At 62.5% G+C, this 18,464-nt stretch carries 18 protein-coding genes and 1 other RNA gene; 7 read left to right on the plus strand and 12 right to left on the minus strand.

Annotation, left to right across the window (positions count from 1 at the left end; all coding sequences use genetic code 11):
* Positions 1-834 precede the first annotated feature (834 nt).
* Positions 835-1,311 carry an Lrp/AsnC family transcriptional regulator gene (locus tag HV681_RS23595; RefSeq protein WP_056566859.1) on the minus strand — a complete coding sequence of 159 codons (477 nt, stop codon included), beginning with the start codon at positions 1,309-1,311 and terminating at the stop codon, positions 835-837.
* Between the two features lie 156 nt (positions 1,312-1,467).
* On the opposite strand from HV681_RS23595, the gene hppD reads away from it, so the two are divergent.
* Positions 1,468-2,580: a 4-hydroxyphenylpyruvate dioxygenase gene (gene hppD, locus HV681_RS23600; RefSeq protein WP_175125322.1), complete on the plus strand. Its 1,113-nt coding sequence runs from the start codon at positions 1,468-1,470 to the stop codon at positions 2,578-2,580.
* A gap of 216 nt (positions 2,581-2,796) precedes the next feature.
* Here the strand turns inward: hppD and msrA are convergent, their stop codons facing one another.
* The 3 genes from msrA to ilvD all read right to left on the minus strand — a co-directional run bounded on the left by msrA (position 2,797) and on the right by ilvD (position 5,431).
* Positions 2,797-3,351 carry a peptide-methionine (S)-S-oxide reductase MsrA gene (gene msrA, locus HV681_RS23605; protein WP_175125324.1) on the minus strand — a complete coding sequence of 185 codons (555 nt, stop codon included), beginning with the start codon at positions 3,349-3,351 and terminating at the stop codon, positions 2,797-2,799.
* A gap of 75 nt (positions 3,352-3,426) precedes the next feature.
* Entirely contained in the window at positions 3,427-3,762 is a 336-nt protein-coding gene (locus HV681_RS23610) for a c-type cytochrome (protein WP_175125326.1), read from the minus strand.
* Entirely contained in the window at positions 3,746-5,431 is a 1,686-nt protein-coding gene (ilvD, locus tag HV681_RS23615) for a dihydroxy-acid dehydratase (protein ID WP_175125328.1), read from the minus strand. The genes HV681_RS23610 and ilvD overlap by 17 nt, the downstream gene beginning before the upstream one ends.
* Before the next feature lie 130 nt (positions 5,432-5,561).
* On the opposite strand from ilvD, the gene lgt reads away from it, so the two are divergent.
* Positions 5,562-6,350: a prolipoprotein diacylglyceryl transferase gene (lgt, locus tag HV681_RS23620; RefSeq protein ID WP_056327922.1), complete on the plus strand. Its 789-nt coding sequence runs from the start codon at positions 5,562-5,564 to the stop codon at positions 6,348-6,350.
* Here lgt and HV681_RS23625 read toward each other — a convergent pair.
* The 4 genes from HV681_RS23625 to HV681_RS23640 all read right to left on the minus strand — a co-directional run bounded on the left by HV681_RS23625 (position 6,325) and on the right by HV681_RS23640 (position 8,148).
* Positions 6,325-7,089, minus strand: a complete 765-nt coding sequence (locus tag HV681_RS23625; RefSeq protein WP_175125330.1) for an SIMPL domain-containing protein — start codon at positions 7,087-7,089, stop codon at positions 6,325-6,327. The genes lgt and HV681_RS23625 overlap by 26 nt on opposite strands.
* Positions 7,090-7,172: 83 nt before the next feature.
* Positions 7,173-7,358: non-coding RNA, 6S RNA (gene ssrS, locus HV681_RS23630), on the minus strand.
* Positions 7,359-7,389: 31 nt separating this feature from the next.
* On the minus strand, positions 7,390-7,701 hold the full coding sequence (locus HV681_RS23635) for a cell division protein ZapA (RefSeq protein ID WP_076518838.1): 312 nt from the start codon (positions 7,699-7,701) through the stop codon (positions 7,390-7,392).
* On the minus strand, positions 7,702-8,148 hold the full coding sequence (locus HV681_RS23640; RefSeq protein ID WP_175125332.1) for a hypothetical protein: 447 nt from the start codon (positions 8,146-8,148) through the stop codon (positions 7,702-7,704).
* A 480-nt stretch (positions 8,149-8,628) separates the two neighbouring features.
* Between HV681_RS23640 and HV681_RS23645 the strand changes: the two genes are divergently transcribed.
* The 4 genes from HV681_RS23645 (at position 8,629) to HV681_RS23660 (ending at position 13,371) form a co-directional block, all read left to right on the plus strand.
* Entirely contained in the window at positions 8,629-9,093 is a 465-nt protein-coding gene (locus tag HV681_RS23645; RefSeq protein ID WP_175125334.1) for a tripartite tricarboxylate transporter TctB family protein, read from the plus strand.
* A 13-nt stretch (positions 9,094-9,106) separates the two neighbouring features.
* A complete protein-coding gene (locus HV681_RS23650; protein ID WP_175125336.1) occupies positions 9,107-10,612 on the plus strand; it encodes a tripartite tricarboxylate transporter permease in 1,506 nt (501 codons plus the stop codon).
* A 191-nt stretch (positions 10,613-10,803) separates the two neighbouring features.
* The gene (locus tag HV681_RS23655; RefSeq protein WP_175125338.1) at positions 10,804-12,408 is read left to right on the plus strand and encodes a gamma-glutamyltransferase family protein; all 1,605 of its coding nucleotides are present in this window, start codon (positions 10,804-10,806) and stop codon (positions 12,406-12,408) included.
* A 57-nt stretch (positions 12,409-12,465) separates the two neighbouring features.
* A complete protein-coding gene (locus HV681_RS23660; protein ID WP_175125340.1) occupies positions 12,466-13,371 on the plus strand; it encodes an NAD(P)-dependent oxidoreductase in 906 nt (301 codons plus the stop codon).
* 75 nt (positions 13,372-13,446) lie between these two features.
* Here the strand turns inward: HV681_RS23660 and HV681_RS23665 are convergent, their stop codons facing one another.
* Positions 13,447-14,076, minus strand: a complete 630-nt coding sequence (locus tag HV681_RS23665; protein WP_175125342.1) for an FMN-dependent NADH-azoreductase — start codon at positions 14,074-14,076, stop codon at positions 13,447-13,449.
* A 196-nt stretch (positions 14,077-14,272) separates the two neighbouring features.
* Here HV681_RS23665 and HV681_RS23670 point away from each other — a divergent pair, with 196 nt between their 5' ends.
* The gene (locus tag HV681_RS23670; protein ID WP_175125345.1) at positions 14,273-15,208 is read left to right on the plus strand and encodes a LysR family transcriptional regulator; all 936 of its coding nucleotides are present in this window, start codon (positions 14,273-14,275) and stop codon (positions 15,206-15,208) included.
* Here HV681_RS23670 and HV681_RS23675 read toward each other — a convergent pair.
* The 3 genes from HV681_RS23675 to HV681_RS23685 all read right to left on the minus strand — a co-directional run bounded on the left by HV681_RS23675 (position 15,202) and on the right by HV681_RS23685 (position 18,197).
* Positions 15,202-16,131: a 2-hydroxyacid dehydrogenase gene (locus HV681_RS23675; RefSeq protein ID WP_175125346.1), complete on the minus strand. Its 930-nt coding sequence runs from the start codon at positions 16,129-16,131 to the stop codon at positions 15,202-15,204. The two genes, HV681_RS23670 and HV681_RS23675, sit on opposite strands and share 7 nt — an antisense overlap.
* A 107-nt stretch (positions 16,132-16,238) precedes the next feature.
* Positions 16,239-17,762, minus strand: coding sequence for a tripartite tricarboxylate transporter permease (locus HV681_RS23680; protein ID WP_175125348.1), 1,524 nt, complete (start codon positions 17,760-17,762; stop codon positions 16,239-16,241).
* Between the two features lie 6 nt (positions 17,763-17,768).
* Positions 17,769-18,197 carry a tripartite tricarboxylate transporter TctB family protein gene (locus tag HV681_RS23685; protein WP_175125501.1) on the minus strand — a complete coding sequence of 143 codons (429 nt, stop codon included), beginning with the start codon at positions 18,195-18,197 and terminating at the stop codon, positions 17,769-17,771.
* Positions 18,198-18,464: the final 267 nt, after the last annotated feature.

Here is an 18,464-nt window from a genome sequence, read left to right on the forward strand (position 1 = left end):
TCGCTACTCAAAGGAAGTGAGGTATGTTCTTAAACTTGACGTCTAAGGTACTTCACTTCTAGTGAGCACTTGATTTCTTGTGCTTGCGATCCAGGCCGAAACCCAAACCGCCGCACTCGCATCAAGCGCCCACACTTATCGGTTGTTTAATTGTTAAAGAGCGGTACTGCTAAATTCTGTACTACTTAACTTCAAAATCGAGGCGCTGATTTCTCAGCGCGTAGCGACTATCGAAACGTCAGGGTAAACCCTAATTTTTCGGCAACCGCCAAGCCCTCTACTATAACACAGCTTTTGCAGATTGTGCAACTGGCTTCTGCCTGATTTGCACCGCATCTTGCAACCCCGCTTAGCTTTCAAGCGGCTTCGGGAAACCCGAAGGCTGATTACCGCACAGGTGGCTGAAACATCGATCCGGGTAAACCCTGATTCGTCATCACCAGCCAAGCCCAAGACTATAGCACAATTTTTGCAGATCTTGCAACTGGCTTTTGCCTGATTTGCGTCGATCTTTGCAATAACCGCTCGGCCTCATTTCTGACTGCCTTTGCGGCAGGCCGGGGAAACCCACGAACCTGTTGCACCTGCTTGGCTTCGCTGTTCAAAACTGTTGGAGCAGCGAAGGAGCGAGACTATAGCACAGAAATTTGGCGTGTGCGATCAGCATGACACCCATTTTGCAGAAATGTGATTCTTTTTGGCGACGCAGTTGCGGGCAAGCCGCTGAGCCGGCGTTCTTCGGTATCTATCTATATAGAGCGTGCGGGCTCGCCTCTATATATATAGAAGGTATGGGGATGCCTTCGACGGCGGCACCCGCCCCGCTCATTGAGTCTATATACGAAGCTCCGTCGTTTCTTTGATCTGCTGGAGCGCGAAGAAGGAACGCATGTCCACCACCGCCGGGTGGCGCATGAGGGTGTCCATGGCGAAGCGAGAGAAGTGCGCCAGATCGGCAACCTGGATGCGAAGCAGATAGTCCATGTCGCCGGACATGGCATAGCACTCGACGACTTCCGGCCAGAGCTGGACGTCGCGTGCGAAGTCGCTCATGGGTGCGTGACTGGATCCGCTGTGCTTGTTCAGGCGGATATTGACGTACGCGAGCAGTCCGAGGCCTACCTTGGCCGCGTCGATGAGCGCCACGTATTTCTTGATGAAGCCCTGCTCTTCAAGACGCCGCACTCGGCGCAGGCAGGGGCTGGGCGACAGCGAGACGCGGTCCGCCAACTCCTGATTGCTGAGGCGTCCGTCGCGCTGCAGTTCAGCCAGAATCCTTAGATCTGTCCTGTCTAGCTCAATTCCGGACATCTTCAACCCCTCTAATTCGAAAACGAGCAATATTATTGCTCAAGTCATTGCCTTTCGCGCCATCTTTGCAATTGTCTGCCCGGCCTTCGTACCTACAATCTGCGTCTAGACTTGAAGAACAAGTCGTCCTCACAAAACATGCAAGGGAGCAGACTTATGAGCAGCGCTTTCCAACCCTGGGACAACCCGATGGGCACCGCCGGGTTCGAGTTCATTGAATATGCCGCGCCGGACCCCGCCGCGCTGCGCAAGGTGTTTGAGTTGCTGGGCTTCAAGGCCATTGCCAAGCATCGCCACAAGGACGTGACGCTGTACCGCCAAGGCGGCGTGAACTTCCTGATCAACGCCGAGCCCGATTCCTTCGCTCAACGATTTGCTCGCCTGCATGGCCCGTCGATCTGTGCGATTGGCTTTCGGGTGCAGGACGCCAACGCCGCCTACAAGCGTGCGCTGGAACTTGGCGCGTGGGGCTTTGATTCCCATAGCGGGCCGATGGAACTGAACATTCCTGCCATCAAGGGCATTGGCGATTCGCTGATCTATCTGGTGGACCGCTGGGCCGGCAAGGAAGGCCACGGCGGCATTGGCGACATCAGCATCTACGACGTGGACTTCATTCCGCTGGATCCGGCCAATGCGCAGACCGACGTCAACTGGCGCGGCGCGGGCCTGACGCTGGTCGACCACCTGACCCACAACGTGCACAAGGGCCGCATGGCCGAATGGTCGGAGTTCTACGAGCGCCTGTTCAACTTCCGTGAAGTGCGTTACTTCGACATCGAAGGCAAGGTGACGGGCGTGAAGTCCAAGGCGATGACGTCGCCTTGCGGCAATATCCGCATTCCCATCAACGAGGAAGGCACCGACGAGAAAGGCCAGATTCAGGAGTACCTGGATCTGTACCGCGGCGAAGGCATCCAGCACATCGCCATGGCGACCGATGACATCTATGCGACGGTAGAAGCGCTGCGCGAGACGGGCGTCGTGTTTCTGGACACGCCGGAGACCTACTACGAACTGCTGGATCGCCGCATGCCGAACCACGGCGAAGACGTGGATCGCCTGCAGAAGAACCGGATCCTGCTGGATGGCGCGCCGGACGGCGGACTGCTGCTGCAGATCTTCACCGAAAACCAGATCGGTCCGATCTTCTTTGAGATCATCCAGCGCAAGGGCAACGACGGCTTTGGTGAGGGCAACTTCAAGGCCCTGTTCGAATCCATCGAGCTGGACCAGATGCGCCGTGGCGTTGTGAAGTCCGTGGAATAAGACTTGCAGACGGGCGCCAGGCGTGCGTCTACCAAGCTTGCCCAAAACCCCGCTGCGAAGCGGGGTTTTTCTTTGGGCGATCGTCAATCTGACTCGCGACGCATCGGGAAAAGCACCGCGTGGAAAAAAGCCCCACATGCGAGAAGGCCCCGCTTTGATCGGCGGAACGCTTTCCGCCGTACGGGGCCTTCAGTCACGCGAAACGATTGCCGCCGCTCAGCGCTTCAGGCGATCCTGAAATTGCTTACGGAATTTGGCGACCTTGGGCGCAATCACAAACTGGCAATAGCCTTGCTCGGGATGCAAGGCGAAATAATTGCTGTGATAGTCCTCGGCCTGCCAGAAATGCGCCGGCGCCAGCAGCTTGGTCACGATGGGAGCATCGTAGACTTTCTGCGCCTCGACCTCGGCGATGACGGCTTCGGCCTGCTCGCGCTGCGATTCGTTCTGCCAGAAGATGGCGGACTCGTACTGCGGGCCGATATCGTTGCCCTGGCGACCCGGGGTGGTGGGATCGTGGGTGGCGAAAAAGACGCGCAGCAGATCGCTGTAAGAGAGTTCGGCTGGATCGAATTCGATGCGCGCGACTTCGATGTGGCCGGTGTCCTTGCCGCAGACCTGTTCATAGCTGGGATTGTCGACGTGTCCGCCCGCGTAGCCCGGCAAGACGCTCTTGACCCCGCGCAGATCGACAAACACTGCTTCGACGCACCAGAAGCAACCGCCGCCAAGTACGGCGACTTCATTGCCCGGTGATGGTTGTTCTGCCATGACGATTCCTTTGCTGTAGACGGCCGCTGCGCGCGGCCGGCGCCCCCGGCTTGGTGCCGGGGCATAAGAATAAGGCTACTGCTTTGCCGGTGCCAGCGACAAGATCCATTCGGCCAAAGCGCGGGCGTCTTCAGGCGTGACGTGGGTCTGGGCGGGCATAGGCACCGCGCCCCAGGCGCCGCGGCCACCGCCGCGGATCTTGCCCGCCAGGTAATCCACCATGGCGTCGCCCTGCCCCGCGTATCGTTCCGCCACGCTCTTCAAGGGCGGCCCGACCCGTTTGGCTTCCACCTGATGACAGGCCATACAGGCCTTGCTCTTGGCCAGATCCAGGCCAGTGGTTTGCGCATGCACCGCGCCAGCGCCCAGGGCGCCGGCCGCGGCCAACAACAGACTAATCTTCAAACGCATCGGTTACTGCCCCACGGCTGGCGGTGCTGGCGAGCTTGCCGAACTTGGCAAGCACACCGCGTGTATAACGCGGCTTGGGCTGGACCCAGGCCTGGCGACGAGCCGCCATCTCTTCGTCGCTGATGTTGAGCTGCAGCAGCAGCTTGTGGGCATCGATGGTAACCGAATCGCCTTCCTGGATGAGGGCGATGGGACCGCCCACGTACGCTTCGGGCGCGACGTGGCCCACCACCATGCCCCAGGTGCCGCCGGAAAAACGGCCGTCTGTGATGAGACCCACGGTTTCGCCCAGCCCCTGCCCCACAAGCGCGGACGTGGGCGCCAGCATCTCACGCATGCCCGGACCGCCCTTCGGGCCTTCGTAGCGGATGACGACGACGTCGCCGTCGCGGATCTGCTGCGCCATGATGGCCGTCATCGCGTCGTCTTCGGAATCGAACACGCGTGCGGGCCCCGTGATGACGGGGTTCTTCAGCCCAGTGATCTTTGCGACGCAGCCTTCCGGCGAGAGATTTCCCTTCAGGATAGCGAGGTGCCCCTGTGGATAGAGCGCGCGATCGATCGGCATGATGACGTCCTGATCCGCGCGCGGCACGTCGGGTACGTCGGCCAACGTTTCCGCGATGGTCTTGCCCGTGATGGTGATGCAATCGCCATGCAGCAGGCCCGCGTTGAGCAGAAGCTTCATGACTTGCGGAATGCCGCCGGCACGATGCAGGTCGGTGGCCACGTACTTGCCGGACGGCTTCAGGTCGCACAGCACAGGCACGCGCCGGCGGATGCGTTCAAAGTCGTCGATGGTCCACGGCACTTCAGCGGCGTGTGCGATGGCCAGGAAATGCAGCACCGCGTTGGTGGAGCCACCCGTGGCCATGATGACGGACACCGCATTCTCGATGGCTTCGCGCGTGATGATGTCGCGCGGGCGCAGATTGCGCTTGACCGCGTCGACCAGCACGCGCGCGGACTCGGCGGCCGATGTGACCTTTTCCTCGTCTTCGTTGGCCATCGTGCTGGAATACGGCAGGCTCATGCCCATGGCTTCGAATGCCGAGCTCATCGTATTGGCGGTGTACATGCCGCCGCAGGAGCCCGAGCCGGGAATCGCGCATTTCTCGATCTGCTTGAAATCTTCTTCGGGCATGCGGCCCATGGTGTATTCGCCAACGGCCTCGAACACGGACACGATGGTGAGATCGTTGCCCTTGTAGCGGCCCGGCTTGATGGTGCCGCCGTAAACATAGATGCCCGGCACGTTGGTGCGCGCCAAGGCGATCATGCCGCCGGGCATGTTCTTGTCGCATCCGCCGATGACGACGACGCCGTCCATCCACTGGCCTTGCGCGGCGGTTTCGATGCAGTCGGCGATGACCTCGCGCGACACCAGCGAGTACTTCATGCCTTCGGTGCCCATGGACATGCCATCGGAAATGGTGGGCGTGCCGAACACCTGCGGATTGGCGCGCGACGCGCGGATCGCGTCGATGGCGGCGTCGGCCAGCCGTTGCAAGCCGCTATTACAGGGCGTGATCGTCGAATGGCCGTTGGCCACGCCGATCATGGGTTTCTGGAAATCTGCTTCTTTGTAGCCCAGCGCGTAGTACATGGCGCGATTGGGTGCGCGCGCGACGCCTTCGGTAATGTGGCGGGAACGTTCGTTGTGCGGCATGGTCAGTGTCTCCTGTCGGCCGTCGGGGCGCGGACATGGCGAACGCACCCGGGGAAGCTGGCTCGCTTGGCATGCGAATCTTCAGTGCTCGCCGGTTATTATCATTCAACTTTATTGTGTCGGGCAGAACATGCTGGAATATCCAAAAATCGACCCCATCGCCCTGCAGATCGGGCCGCTCGCCATTCATTGGTATGGGCTGATGTACCTGGCGGGCTTCGCGCTCGTGTATTTGCTGGGCCGCCATCGCATCAAGAGCGGGCACACTACATCGCTGAACGTGCGGGACCTGGAAGACCTGATCTTTTATAGCGTGCTGGGCGTGGTGCTGGGGGGACGGCTGGGATATGTGCTGTTCTACAAGCCAGGCTATTACCTTTCGCATCCGCTGGAAGTGCTGTACCTGTGGCAGGGCGGCATGTCTTTCCACGGCGGCCTGATCGGCGTGATCCTGGTGATGCTGCTGTTTGCGCGCAAGAAGGGCCTGCCGTTCTTTGCAATCAGCGATTTCATCGCGCCGTTGATTCCGCTGGGCCTGGGTTTTGGCCGGCTGGGCAACTTCATCAATGGCGAGTTGTGGGGCCGTCCCACCGATGTGCCGTGGGCGATGGTGTTTCCCGACAGCGGCGACGGCCTGCCCCGCCATCCCTCGCAACTCTATGAGCTGGGCCTGGAAGGCATCGTGCTGTTCGCGCTGCTGTGGTGGTTTTCGAGCAAGCCGCGCCCGCTGGGACAGGTGAGCGGATTGTTCCTGATGGGTTATGGAACGTTCCGCTTCCTGGTGGAGTTCACCCGCGAGCCGGACAACTTCCTGGGTCTGCTCGCGGGGGGATTGAGCATGGGACAGTGGCTGTCCCTGCCGATGGTCGCCTTGGGCGCCATCATGTTCAGCCTTACTGCAAAACGATCGTCCCGTTGACGGCGACGCTGACCGTCACGTTCCCTGCTTCAAGGGGAACGCTGACGTCGGCGCTGCTGAAGGAACCGCCCTTCGCCATGGCCGCGCCCATCATGCGCGGCATCGGCGCGGGAGCACCGGAGCCGCCGAGATCCAGCTTGGACAGGCGGTAGCCGGAGAAACCGAACGCGTTGGCCGCGGCCAATGCGCGGTCTTTGAAGGCCTGCGCCGCTTCTTTGAGAAGCTTGCGCTCTTCGGCTTCACGCGCGGCATCCGACAGCGAGAAGCTGATGTTGGAAATGGCGGTCTTGTCGGAAAGCTTGGACGCCAAGGCCGCGGCAGCCGCGAAGTCCTTGGATTCCAGCACGATCTCGCCCTGGCCGCGCCACGAGGCGATCTTTCCCTTGTTGTTCATGTTGGGCCAGACGTTGAAGTTGCTGGTGCGCACTTCCACGTCCTTGGTGTCGCGCGCGCGCTTGACCACGTCTTCGAGCGCAGCGGTCAGCTTCTGGCCGGCGGTCGGCTGATCCGGCGCTTCGACTTCGGCGGACAGGGCGATGCGGACGGTGTCCTGCTTGACCTCGGACGACGCCATCGCTTGCAAGGTCAGCTCCGGCGAACGGTTCGCGGCGGACTCGGCAGCGGCCGCCGGTGCGGGCGCCTGAGCCTGAGCGAAAACGGGTTGGGCCACAGCGATGGCGGCCACGGCTGCGCACGCCGCACCAAGCCTGGTGAGCGAAAAAACGGGGTGTTTGAACATGGACTGGTCCTATGTGGGAGGACGAAGGGGAATTGCCGAGAGGCACCCGACGCGGACCTGCTCCATGGCAGGTCCGCTGGGATAGATGCCCCGCCTGTGCCGTCAAGGCCGGCATCTCGAACCCTGAGGTTCAAGGTGGTCGCGTTCCGAAGAGCATCGGGTTCGTCTGCAAGAGACAATCACTCCAGCTCTGCACTCCCGCAACCAATATGCCAAAAAGACATAGGTTCAGAGAATGTATGGCCTAGTCACGAACACGGCAGGGACAAACTTGAAAATCTTGAATGCAGCTTATGAACGTTAGAGCAGTTTTTCCTGACCCGACAAGGCGTCATCGAGTACTGCGTTCATGTCCTCAATTCTACGCTTGAAGTCGCCGACCGCCAAACCGCCCAGCGGACCGTCCGGCGCTTTCATTGCAAGCAGCTCGCCAGCGATCTGCAATGCAGCCATCACAGCGATGCGTTCGTTGCTGGAAACCTTGCCCGTGCCCTGGATGCGCAGCATGAGCTGATCGACATGGCGCACGGCAGCCAGCAGCGTGGGCTTTTCTTCGGCGGAGCACGCAAGTGAATACTCACGGCCGAGGATCGATACGTCTACACGTTCCATTTAGTGTTGCTCTCCGGACGGCGCACCCGGCAAGCGGGCCAGGACGGCGTCGATGCGCTCGCGGGCCGAAGCGGCGGCCACACGCAAGCGCTGTAGTTCTGTGTCGCGCGATTGCAAGTTGCCCTGCAGTTCGCTTTCGCGCGCGGCGAAGCGCGATTCGAGCGCTTGGCGCTCGGCGGTCTCGCGAGCGAGTTGCTCGCGCAGCGCGGCTTCTGCCCGCTTGGCGTCCTCGAGCATGGCCGAGACGGCGCCGTCGTTATCTTGAAGCTTGCTTTGCAGCGTGACGACCTCGGCCTCGCGATCAGCAGCGCGCTGCTTGAGCACACGCTGCTCGGCTTCGAAGTCGTTCAGGCGGAGACGCAACGCGTCACGCTCGGCGTGGAGTTGGCGGGTGCGTTGCACCAGTTGCCCGATTCGGGCGGCGAGTTGGTCTAGATCTTGCAGCATGGGCGCTATCGTAAACCATCCTGGGTTGGACCGGGCCTCTTCACGCAAGGTGAGAAACCCGGCAATATTCAGTAGGAAATACGGTTGGGTTTTGGCGCGCGAAGGTTACCGGCTCTTGCCTGCCAAGAAAAGTCCCCATCCGTCGAAATTGCCGCATCCGGCCGATCCGGCTTTCGTGAATCTTTCTATAAACTTTCACTTAGCTTTCAAAAAGCCCTCAAACTTCTGACCGCGTTACAAACGGGGATCGGGAGTTCCCCAATTCTAGGGAAAACCCCAGCCTTTCACAGACCTTACAGGGTTTGCAGCGTGGCGGGCGTCCATTACCATTCGGCCTTTCAAGAAACCACGACGTCGCTTTCAGAATAATTAATGGCACCCCGAAGTGCCTTTTTTGTGCCTGTCACTCGCCTTTCGGCGAGCGTCCATCCGGCTACAAACCTCTTTTATCTACATGCTGTAAACAGGAGCCAACCAATCATGCAGCTACGCAATCGACAGGATTTCTGGTCGGGGGTGATGTTCATCGCTCTCGGACTGGGATTCGCCTGGCAGGCCAGCAGCTACCAAATGGGTACTGCTGCCCGAATGGGCCCAGGGTACTTTCCTTTCTGGCTAGGCATTGTTCTTGCATTGCTCGGCGCCATCGTGCTGCTTGGCTCGCTGTCCAAGAAAGCCCATGAAACTCACGTCGACAAGTTCGACTGGCGCATCGTCTTCCTGGTGGTGGGCTCCGTCGTTCTGTACGGCTTGGTCCTGAAGCTGCTGGGCGTGTACATCTCGGTGTTCGTGCTGGTGGTCGTCAGCAGTCTTGCCAGCCATGAATTCAACCTGAAGGTCGCTGTTGCCAACGGCATCTTCCTGGTGGTGTTCACGTACCTGGCATTCATCAAGGGGCTGGGGCTGATTTTCCCGCTGTGGCCGTCGTTTCTGGGCATGAACTGAGGAGCAACCGGTCATGGAATTGTTTGACAACCTGATGATGGGTTTCTCGGTGGCGTTCACGCCCGAGAACCTGCTTTACGCACTGCTGGGCTGCATTCTGGGGACGCTGATCGGCGTGCTGCCGGGCATCGGCCCCGTTCCGACCATCGCAATGCTGCTGCCGATCACGTACGTGCTGCCCCCGGTGGCCGGCCTGATCATGCTGGCGGGTATTTACTACGGCGCCCAGTACGGCGGCTCCACGACGGCGATTCTTGTGGCATTGCCAGGAGAAACGTCAGCGGTGGTGACCGTGCTGGACGGTCACCAGATGGCCCGCAACGGCCGGGCGGGCGCCGCGCTGGCAATTGCCGCGCTGGGTTCGTTCTTTGCCGGTTGCGTTGCCACGCTGCTGCTGGCTGCCTTTGCGCCTCCCCTGGCTGAAGTCGCGTTCAAGTTCGGTCCTGCCGAATACTTCTCGCTGATGTGCCTGGGCCTGGTCGGCGCCGTGGTGCTGGCCTCGGGCTCGCTGCCCAAGGCAATCGCGATGATCATCCTGGGCCTGCTGCTCGGCATGGTCGGTACCGATGTCAACTCGGGTGTCGCCCGCTTCGACTTCGGCGTGCCGGAACTGCAAGACGGCATCGACTTCGCCATCGTGGCCATGGGCGTGTTCGGCTTTGCCGAAATCATGACGAACCTCGAGCAGAAGGAAAACCGCGTCGACATCACCGACAAGATCGGCACGCTGTACCCGAACAAGCAGGAATTCAAGGAAGCCGCTCCGGCCGTGCTGCGTGGCACGGCGCTGGGTTCGGCCCTGGGCATCCTGCCGGGTGGTGGCGCGGTGCTGTCCTCCTTCGCTTCCTACACGCTGGAAAAGAAGATCTCGAAGAATCCGGAACGCTTCGGCAAGGGCCACCCGGCCGGCCTGGCAGGTCCGGAATCGGCGAACAACGCTGCAGCTCAGACCTCGTTCATTCCGCTGCTGACGCTTGGCATCCCCGGCAACGCCGTGATGGCGCTGATGGTGGGCGCCATGACGATCCACAACATCCAGCCCGGCCCGCAAGTCATGACGAGCCATCCGGAGCTGTTCTGGGGCCTGATCGCCTCGATGTGGATCGGCAACCTGATGCTGGTGGTGCTGAACCTGCCGCTGATCGGCCTGTGGGTCAAGCTGCTGAAGGTGCCCTACCGCATCCTGTTCCCGGCGATTCTGGTGTTCTGCACGATCGGTGTGTATTCACTTAACTACAACCCGTTCGACATCTTCACCACGGCCATGTTCGGCATCATCGGGTATGTGTGGTCGAAGCTGAAGTGCGAAGGCGCCCCGCTGCTGCTGGGCCTGGTGCTGGGTCCCATGATGGAAGAAAACTTCCGCCGTGCCCTGCTGCTGTCGCGCGGCGACTTCTCCACCTTCGTGACGCGTCCGCTGTCGGCATCCCTGCTGGCCGTCGCCGTGTTCCTGGTGATCCTGGTGGCCCTGCCGGCCATCCGCAAGAAGCGCGAAGAAACCTTCGTCGAAGAAGACTAAAGGCACAACGCGCCGCCTGTGTGGCGCCCTGTCCTGCTAAAAAAAACCCCCGGGCCTTGCTCGGGGGTTTTTCTTTGCGCGAACGTCGTGCATTCGGCTGAAAACTACTGAAAATTACCTACAGCAACAAATCGTACATAGCCGATTTCATCTACGTTAAGCTACGGGTTTACCCCACGCGATGATTCGACATGAATTTCGACTGGAAGAATCCGTATACGAGTACCCGCACGCCTGTCTTTGCCCGCAACGTCGTCGCCACCTCCCAGCCGCTGGCTGCCCAGGCGGGCCTGCGCATCCTGGCGCAAGGCGGCAATGCCGTGGACGCGGCCATTGCCGCGGCGGCAACCCTGGCGATGGTCGAACCCGTCAGCAACGGTTTGGGTTCAGATTGCTTTGCCATCATCTGGGACGGCGCCAAGCTGCATGGACTTAACGCTTCCGGACCGGCGCCTGCCGCCTGGAACGTGGACTACTTCCGGCGCAAGCATCAGGGCGCGGTGCCGGCGAGGGGTTGGGACAGCGTGACCGTCCCGGGTTGCGTGGCCGGCTGGGCTGCGTTGCACGAAAAGCTGGGCCGCCTGTCTTTCGCCGACATCCTGGCGCCCGCCATCGAATACGCCGAACGCGGCTTTGCGATCACGCCGATGGTGCATCAGAAGTGGACCGCGCAGGCTGACGTGCTGCAACCGCAGCCCGGCTTTGCCGACCACTTCCTGCCGCGCGGCCGTGCGCCGCACATCGGCGAACACTTCGTGCTGCAAGGCGCGGCGGCGACGCTCAAGCGCATTGCGGCAACCAGCGGGCGCGACTTCTACGAAGGCGAGACCGCTCACAAGCTGGTGGCACACGCGCAAGCGCACGACGCGGCCCTGACGCTGAAAGATCTGAGCGACTACACCCCAGAGTGGGTCACGCCGATCAGCCAGGCGTACCGCGGCCATACGCTGCATCAGATTCCGCCCAACGGCCAGGGCATCGCGGCGCTGATTGCGCTGGGCATCCTGCAGAACTTCGATCTGGCGGCGCGTCCGATCGATCATCCCGAGACGCAGCATATGCTGATCGAAGCGATGAAGCTGGCGTTTGCCGACGTCTATGCGCACGTGGCCGACGCGCGCCACATGCGGGTCGCCCCGGAAGAGATGCTGCGGGCCGACTACCTGGCCGAGCGCGCGCGACTGATCGATCCGCGACAGGCTCAGACTTTCGCGACCGGCCATGCGCCGCAAGGCGGCACGGTCTACCTGACCGCCGCCGACCGCAACGGGATGATGGTCAGCTTCATCCAATCGAACTACATGGGATTCGGATCCGGCGTCGTGGTGCCGGGCACGGGCGTCAGCCTGCAGAACCGTGGCCACTGCTTCAGCGCCGATCCCGAGCACGCCAATGTGGTCGCGGGCGGCAAGCGGCCGTTCCACACGATCATTCCGGGCTTTCTGATGCGTGATGGCGCGCCGGTGATGAGCTTTGGCGTCATGGGCGGCAACATGCAGCCGCAGGGCCAGATGCAGGCGCTGGTGCGCATGCTGGACTACCGCCAGCAGCCGCAGGCCGCTTGCGATGCACCGCGCTGGAAGTGGAACCAGGGCCTGGAGGTGGACCTGGAGCCGACGGTATCCCCTGCCGTTGCACAGGGACTGCGGGAGCGCGGCCATGTCCTGCAAGGCATGGACGAGCCGTACATGGACTTTGGATCGGGGCAGTTCATCTGGCGGTTGGGCGATCCGGCCGTGGACGGTTACGTCAGCGCCAGCGATAGCCGCAGAGATGGACTCGCCGCCGGCTTTTGATTGCGTTAAGGTTAGTGTCCTGAAACAGACCTACCCTTATTCAGCGGAGTCCATTGCATGGCAACGATCGGTACCAAGAGCTACGACGCAGCCGTAGCCCAGAAAGTCGCTTTCCTCGGATTGGGCGTGATGGGCTTGCCCATGGCCGGTCACCTGGCCCGCGCCGGGCATGACGTCACGGTCTACAACCGGACCCCCGCCAAGGCGCAGGCCTGGGTCGCCGAGTTTGGCGGGCATAGCGCGGCCACCCCGCGCGAAGCCGTTGCCGGCGCGCAGATCGTCTTTGCCTGCGTGGGCAATGACGACGACCTGCGCAGCGTCGTGCTGGGTCCTGACGGCGCGTTCGCCGGCATGGCGCCGGGCGCCGTGTTCGTCGACCACACCACGGCGTCCGCCGACGTGGCGCGCGAACTGCACGCGAAAGCCAAGGAGCTGGGCCTGAACTTCGTGGACGCCCCCGTCTCGGGCGGTCAGGCAGGCGCCGTCAATGGCGTGCTGACGGTCATGTGCGGCGGCGAGCAGGCGGTGTTTGACGCCATCCAGCCCGTCGCGCAGTGCTTTGGCCGCGCGGTCACGCTGGTCGGCCCCCCGGGCGCCGGCCAGCTTGCCAAGATGGTCAACCAGATCTGCATAGCCGGCATCGTGCAGGGCCTGTCGGAAGCGATCGCATTCGGCCAGGCGGCCGAGCTGGACATGAAGCAGGTGCTGGACGTGATCAGCAAGGGCGCGGCGCAGAGCTGGCAGATGGAGAACCGCGGCGGCACCATGGTCGACGACAAGTTCGACTTCGGTTTCGCGGTGGACTGGATGCGCAAGGATCTGGGCCTGGTGCTGGCGGAGGCGCGCAACAACGGCGCGCGCCTGCCGTTGACCGCGCTGGTGGATCAGTTCTACGGCGACGTCCAGAAACTGGGCGGCGGACGCTGGGACACCTCCAGCCTCATCAAGCGTCTGCGCGACTAAGCCAGCCGTCCTGGCCCAATGCAAAAGGCGAGCCTTCCGGCTCGCCTTTTTGCTTGATACGGCAGCGCCGCCGGGTCAGGCGGCGAGCGAGGCTTCGCTGGCAGCCGGCAGCAGCGCGTCGATGCGTTGCTTGGCCAGGGCCAGTCCTTCCAGCGCGGCCACTTCGCCCATGGCCATGCCTTCCGCGGCGATGAAGGTGACTTCGGTCATTCCCAGGAACGCCAGCATCTGGCGCAGGTAAGGCGTCATCGTGTCGGACGGCGTGCCTTCCGCCTTGCCACCGCGCGCGGTCAGCACGACCACCTGTTTACCCTTGACGAGCCCCTCGGGCACGCCTTCCGACGTATAACGGAACGTGACGCCGGCGCGCGCCAGGTGATCCAGGTAGGACTTGAACTGCGCCGGCAGGTTGAAGTTGTACACGGGCACGGCGAAGACGATGCGATCGGCTTCCATCACTTCGGCGACTAGCGTGTCGCTCAGTTCGACCAGACGCTGTTGCTCGACCGAGCGCGATTCAGCGGGCGTGAACAGGGCGCCAGCGGTGTTGCCGTCGAAATAAGGAATGGGTTGCGCGCCGATGTCGCGAACCTTGATGGCCGAGGCCGGGTTCGACGCCTTGATGCGGGCGATCAGGTGATCGGCCAATTGCTTGCTGTTGGAACGTTCGCCGAGAATCGAGGAAAGGATGACCAGGGTTTTCATTGCAGATATCTCCAGTGGGCGCGCCCGGTGTGGACGGTCTGGATCTGTCAGCGCCGCACCCGTCAGGATGATCGGGCGGGGCCTTGCCGCTTGGGCGGCGTTGGCAGATCCGTTGTGCATGGCGACACTGTAGTAGGACCGATTGAATACATAAATACGGGTATGATGAACTGTTCGTTCCAAACATAGAACAATCATGCAAGATCTCAATGACCTCTACTACTTTTCGCAAGTCGTCGAGCAAGGAGGCTTCAGCGCCGCAGCGCGCGCGCTGGACATTCCGAAATCCCGTCTATCCCGCCGTATCTCCCACCTGGAAGAGAGCCTGGGGGTGCGTCTTTTGCAGCGCACCACCCGCCGGCTTCGGCTGACGTCCGCCGGCGAGCGCTATCTGCATTACTGCCGGGAGATGGCCGCATCGGCGCGCGCGGCGGACGACGCGATGCGGCAGTTGCAGGCGGAGCCGACCGGCCCGGTGATCGTGAGCTGCCCGGTGTCGATCGCGCAGGACGTGCTGGCGCCGCTGCTGCCGGAATTTCTGGACGCGTGGCCCGCAATATCGGTGCAACTGCTGGTGACCAACCGGCGGGTGGATCTGATCCGCGAAGGCGTGGACCTGGCGCTGCGGGTCCGCACGAAGCTCGACACGGACGCCGAATTGGTCGTCCGGCATCTGGGCACGGCGCGCGGCACGCTGGTGGCCAGCCCCGGATACTTGCAGCGCCACGGCGCGCCCGATACGCCGCAGGACCTGGCGTCGCACGTGACGCTGAGTTTCAGCGATCCGCAGAACGAAGTGCGGTGGCCGCTGCGCAATGACAAGGGCGAGGAGGTGCAGATCGAACTGAAGCCGCAACTGTCGTGCAACGACTTCATAGTGCTGACGGAAGCGGCCGTGCGCGGACGCGGCATCGCGTTGCTGCCGTCGATCGCCACGCAGGAGGAACTGCGCCGCGGGCAGCTGGTGCCGGTGCTGCCGCAATGGCAATCGCCCGAGGGCATCGTGCACTGCATCTATCCGTCACGGCGGGGCATGATGCCTGCCGTGCGGACGCTGCTGGATTTTCTGTCGCAGCGCCTGCCCTCGATGTACGAGCGGCTTGAGAAAGCCGTGACGCCCGCGCCTCAGTAGCCGCGCGAGCGTTCCACGACGCCGGTGATGGATTCGCCGCGCATAAGTTGCGCGACCTTGCCCGCGATCTGTTCGATGCTTTCGTCGCGCAGCGTGCGCGCGGCGATATGCGGCGTGACATGGACGCGCGGGTCGTGCCAGAACGGGTGGTCTTTCGGCAGCGGTTCGGTGCGGAAGACGTCGAGCGTGGCGCCCGCGATTTCGCCCTCTTCGAGCATCTGCACCAGATCGTCTTCGACCAGATGCTCGCCGCGTCCCACGTTGACCAGATGCGCGTCAGGCAGCAGCTGCGACAGCGTTTCGCGGTTGAGGATGCCTTGCGTGTCGGGCGTCAGCGGCAGCACGTTGACCAGAAAACGCGTGCGGCCCAAGAAGGCCGGCAAGGCGGCCTCGCCAGCGAAGGATTCAACACCCGGGATCTCGCGCGGCGAGCGCGACCAGCCGGCCACGGGATAGCCGAATTCAGCCAGGGTTTGCGCAACGCGCGCACCGACCTGCCCCAACCCGAGAACGCCCACGGGCCAGTCCGCCTGCCGGGTGCCCTCGCGGGTGTCCCAATGCTGGCGTGCCTGCGCCTGATCGAAGGCTTCGAAATCGCGCGAGACGCGCAGCAACGCATACAGCGCGTATTCGGCCATCTGCGCGGCCATGCCGGCGTCTTCGAGACGCACGATGCGAACGTGGGCCGGGATCTCCGGCATCTTCAGCAAGGCATCGACGCCCGCACCCAGATTGAAGAGGGTTTGCAAACCGGTTTCGTGCTGGAAGAGCTGGGCCGGCGGACGCCAGACCAGCGCGACCTCCGCACCAGACGGCGGGCCGTCGGGATTCCAAACCGAAATACGGCAACCGGGCATGGCGGCCTCGAGGCGAGGCACCCAGGCGTCAGCATCGTGATGGGGACAAGCAAAGAGAATGTGCATGGTGGCAGTGCGCGGGCGATGAAAACCCCAAGCATGAGGGATGCCGCCGCACAAATCAAACGGCCCGGCAAAAGCCGGGCCGCGTGTGCCAGAAGCAAGCCGGGGGATCAGGCCGTCTGCGGCAGCTGAGGTTTGTTCTTGCCCTTGTTGCGACGCAGGAACGCCCAGACCTGCAGCGCGATCAGCAAGGCGCTGGCGCCGATGAACCATGCGCTGATCGGACGTTCGACGAACACGGCCAGGTCACCGCGCGACAGCAGCAACGCGCGGCGGAAATTCTCTTCGACCATGGGGCCGAGCACGAAGCCCAGCAGAATGGGCGCCACCGAGAACTCCAGCGTCATCAGGACCGCGCCGATAACCCCGAAAGCCAGCACTTCCCAGATCTGGAAGAGACTGTTCTGCGTGCTGTACACGCCCACCGCGATGAAGAACAACGCCGAGGGAAAGAGGTAGCGGTACGGCACCTGCAGCAGCTTGACCCACACGCCGATGAGCGGCACGTTCAGCACCATGAGCAGCACGTTGCCGACCCAGAAGCTGGCGATGAGGCCCCAGAAGATGTCCGGATGCTCGGTGATGAGCTGCGGGCCGGGTTGGATGCCCTGGATCAGCAGCGCGCCCAGGATCAGCGCCATCACGGCGTCGCCCGGAATGCCCAGGCTCATCGTCGGGATGAAGTCGACCTGCGTCTTCGAATGCGACGATGCTTCCGGCGATGCCACGCCGGCGATCATGCCGGTGCCGAACTTTTCGGGCGTCTTGGAGACCTTGCGCTCCAGCGCGTAGGCGACGAAGGTGGTGATGGTCGGGCCGGTGCCGGGCATGGCGCCGAACAGCGTGCCGACGGCCGTGCCGCGCACCATGGGCCAGAAAGCGGTCATCAGCTCCTGCTTGCTGGGCCGCATGTCGCGCAGTCGCAGCTTGGCGCCGCTGCCGATGATGGTCATGCGGTTCACGCTCATCAGGAAGTCGGCAACGCCGAACAGCCCCATCGAGATCGCGACCAGTTCAAGGCCGTCGGACAGGTCGAGCAGGCCGAACGAAAACCGGATCGTGCCGGTGTTCACGTCGGTGCCGACCACGCCGCACATCAGGCCGAACACCGTCATCGCCACGCCCTTGAGCGGCGAGCCGCGCGACATGGTGGCGCCCGCCAAGAGGCCCAGCAGCATGATCGAGAAGATCTCGGTCGGGCCGAACTTGAAGGCGACTTCCACCAGCAGCGGCGAGGCAAAGATCATGACGATGATGCCGACCGATGCCGCGAAGAACGAGCAGATCATCGTGATGCCGAGCGCTGTCCCGCCCTTGCCCTGCTTGGTCAATGGATAACCATCAAGACACGTGACCGCGTGCGGCGGATGCGAAGGCAGGTTGAGCAGGATCGCGCCGATGGCGCCGCCATATTGCGAGCCGTAGAAAATGCCGGCCAGCATCAGGATGGCGGGCACGGGCTGCATGACGTAGGTGAGCGGCAGGAGGATGGAGATCGCGGACAGCGCGCCCATGCCGGGCAGCACACCGATAAGGTTGCCCACCAGCACGCCGAAGAACGACCACATCAGGTTGTGCCATTGGAACGCGACGCCGAAGCCGTACCAAAGGTCTACCAAAGCTTGAGAAATCATGGCGCATCAACCCCAGCGGAACAGCGGAAGCTGCAGTTGCAGCGCCCACCAGAAAACGACGACCGCGATCGCGGACATGGTGATCGACAGCAGGATGGCCTGTTTGATCGTGTTCTTGCGGTCGCCCAACGCTGAGATGAAAACGATGGCGAACGTGGCGGGCAGCAGGCCGCCGTAATGGCCCAGCAGCAGGAAAGCCAGGATGCCGAGCAGGATGCAGACGCTGCCGCGGATGTCCGGCATGCCGGTGGGATGGCCTTCGGCGGGCGCCGGGGCCGCGGGTTCGGCCGAGCGCGCCGACATCGCGATCAGCAGGCCGGTGAGCGCCAGCAGGCCGCCGAGCGCCGCGGGGAAAAATCCCGGACCCATGTGGCTGAGCGAGCCGATGTGGTAGTCGGTGCCGCCATAGATCGCGGCCATGCCGATAAGGACCATCAGCGCGCCGCCGTAATAGTCCTTTCTGTTGATTGTCTTTTTCACTTCCGTCCTCCTTCCTTGTGCCGGACAGCGCCGGCCTTTCATGCGCTGCACGAAGCGGACAGCGCCCGGCCCCTGACGACAGGCCGGATCGCAGATTACGGAAGGAAGCTGCTAATCCGCTTTCTATGCGCTGTCGCATTCCTGAATCCGGGGGTTATCCCTGATCGGCATGCGCGAAGCCGCGAAAAAAGCGGGTAGTGGGGAAGCGGACCTTGATGGATT

This window comes from Achromobacter animicus, from assembly GCF_902859585.1.
Taxonomy (GTDB): domain Bacteria; phylum Pseudomonadota; class Gammaproteobacteria; order Burkholderiales; family Burkholderiaceae_B; genus Achromobacter; species Achromobacter animicus.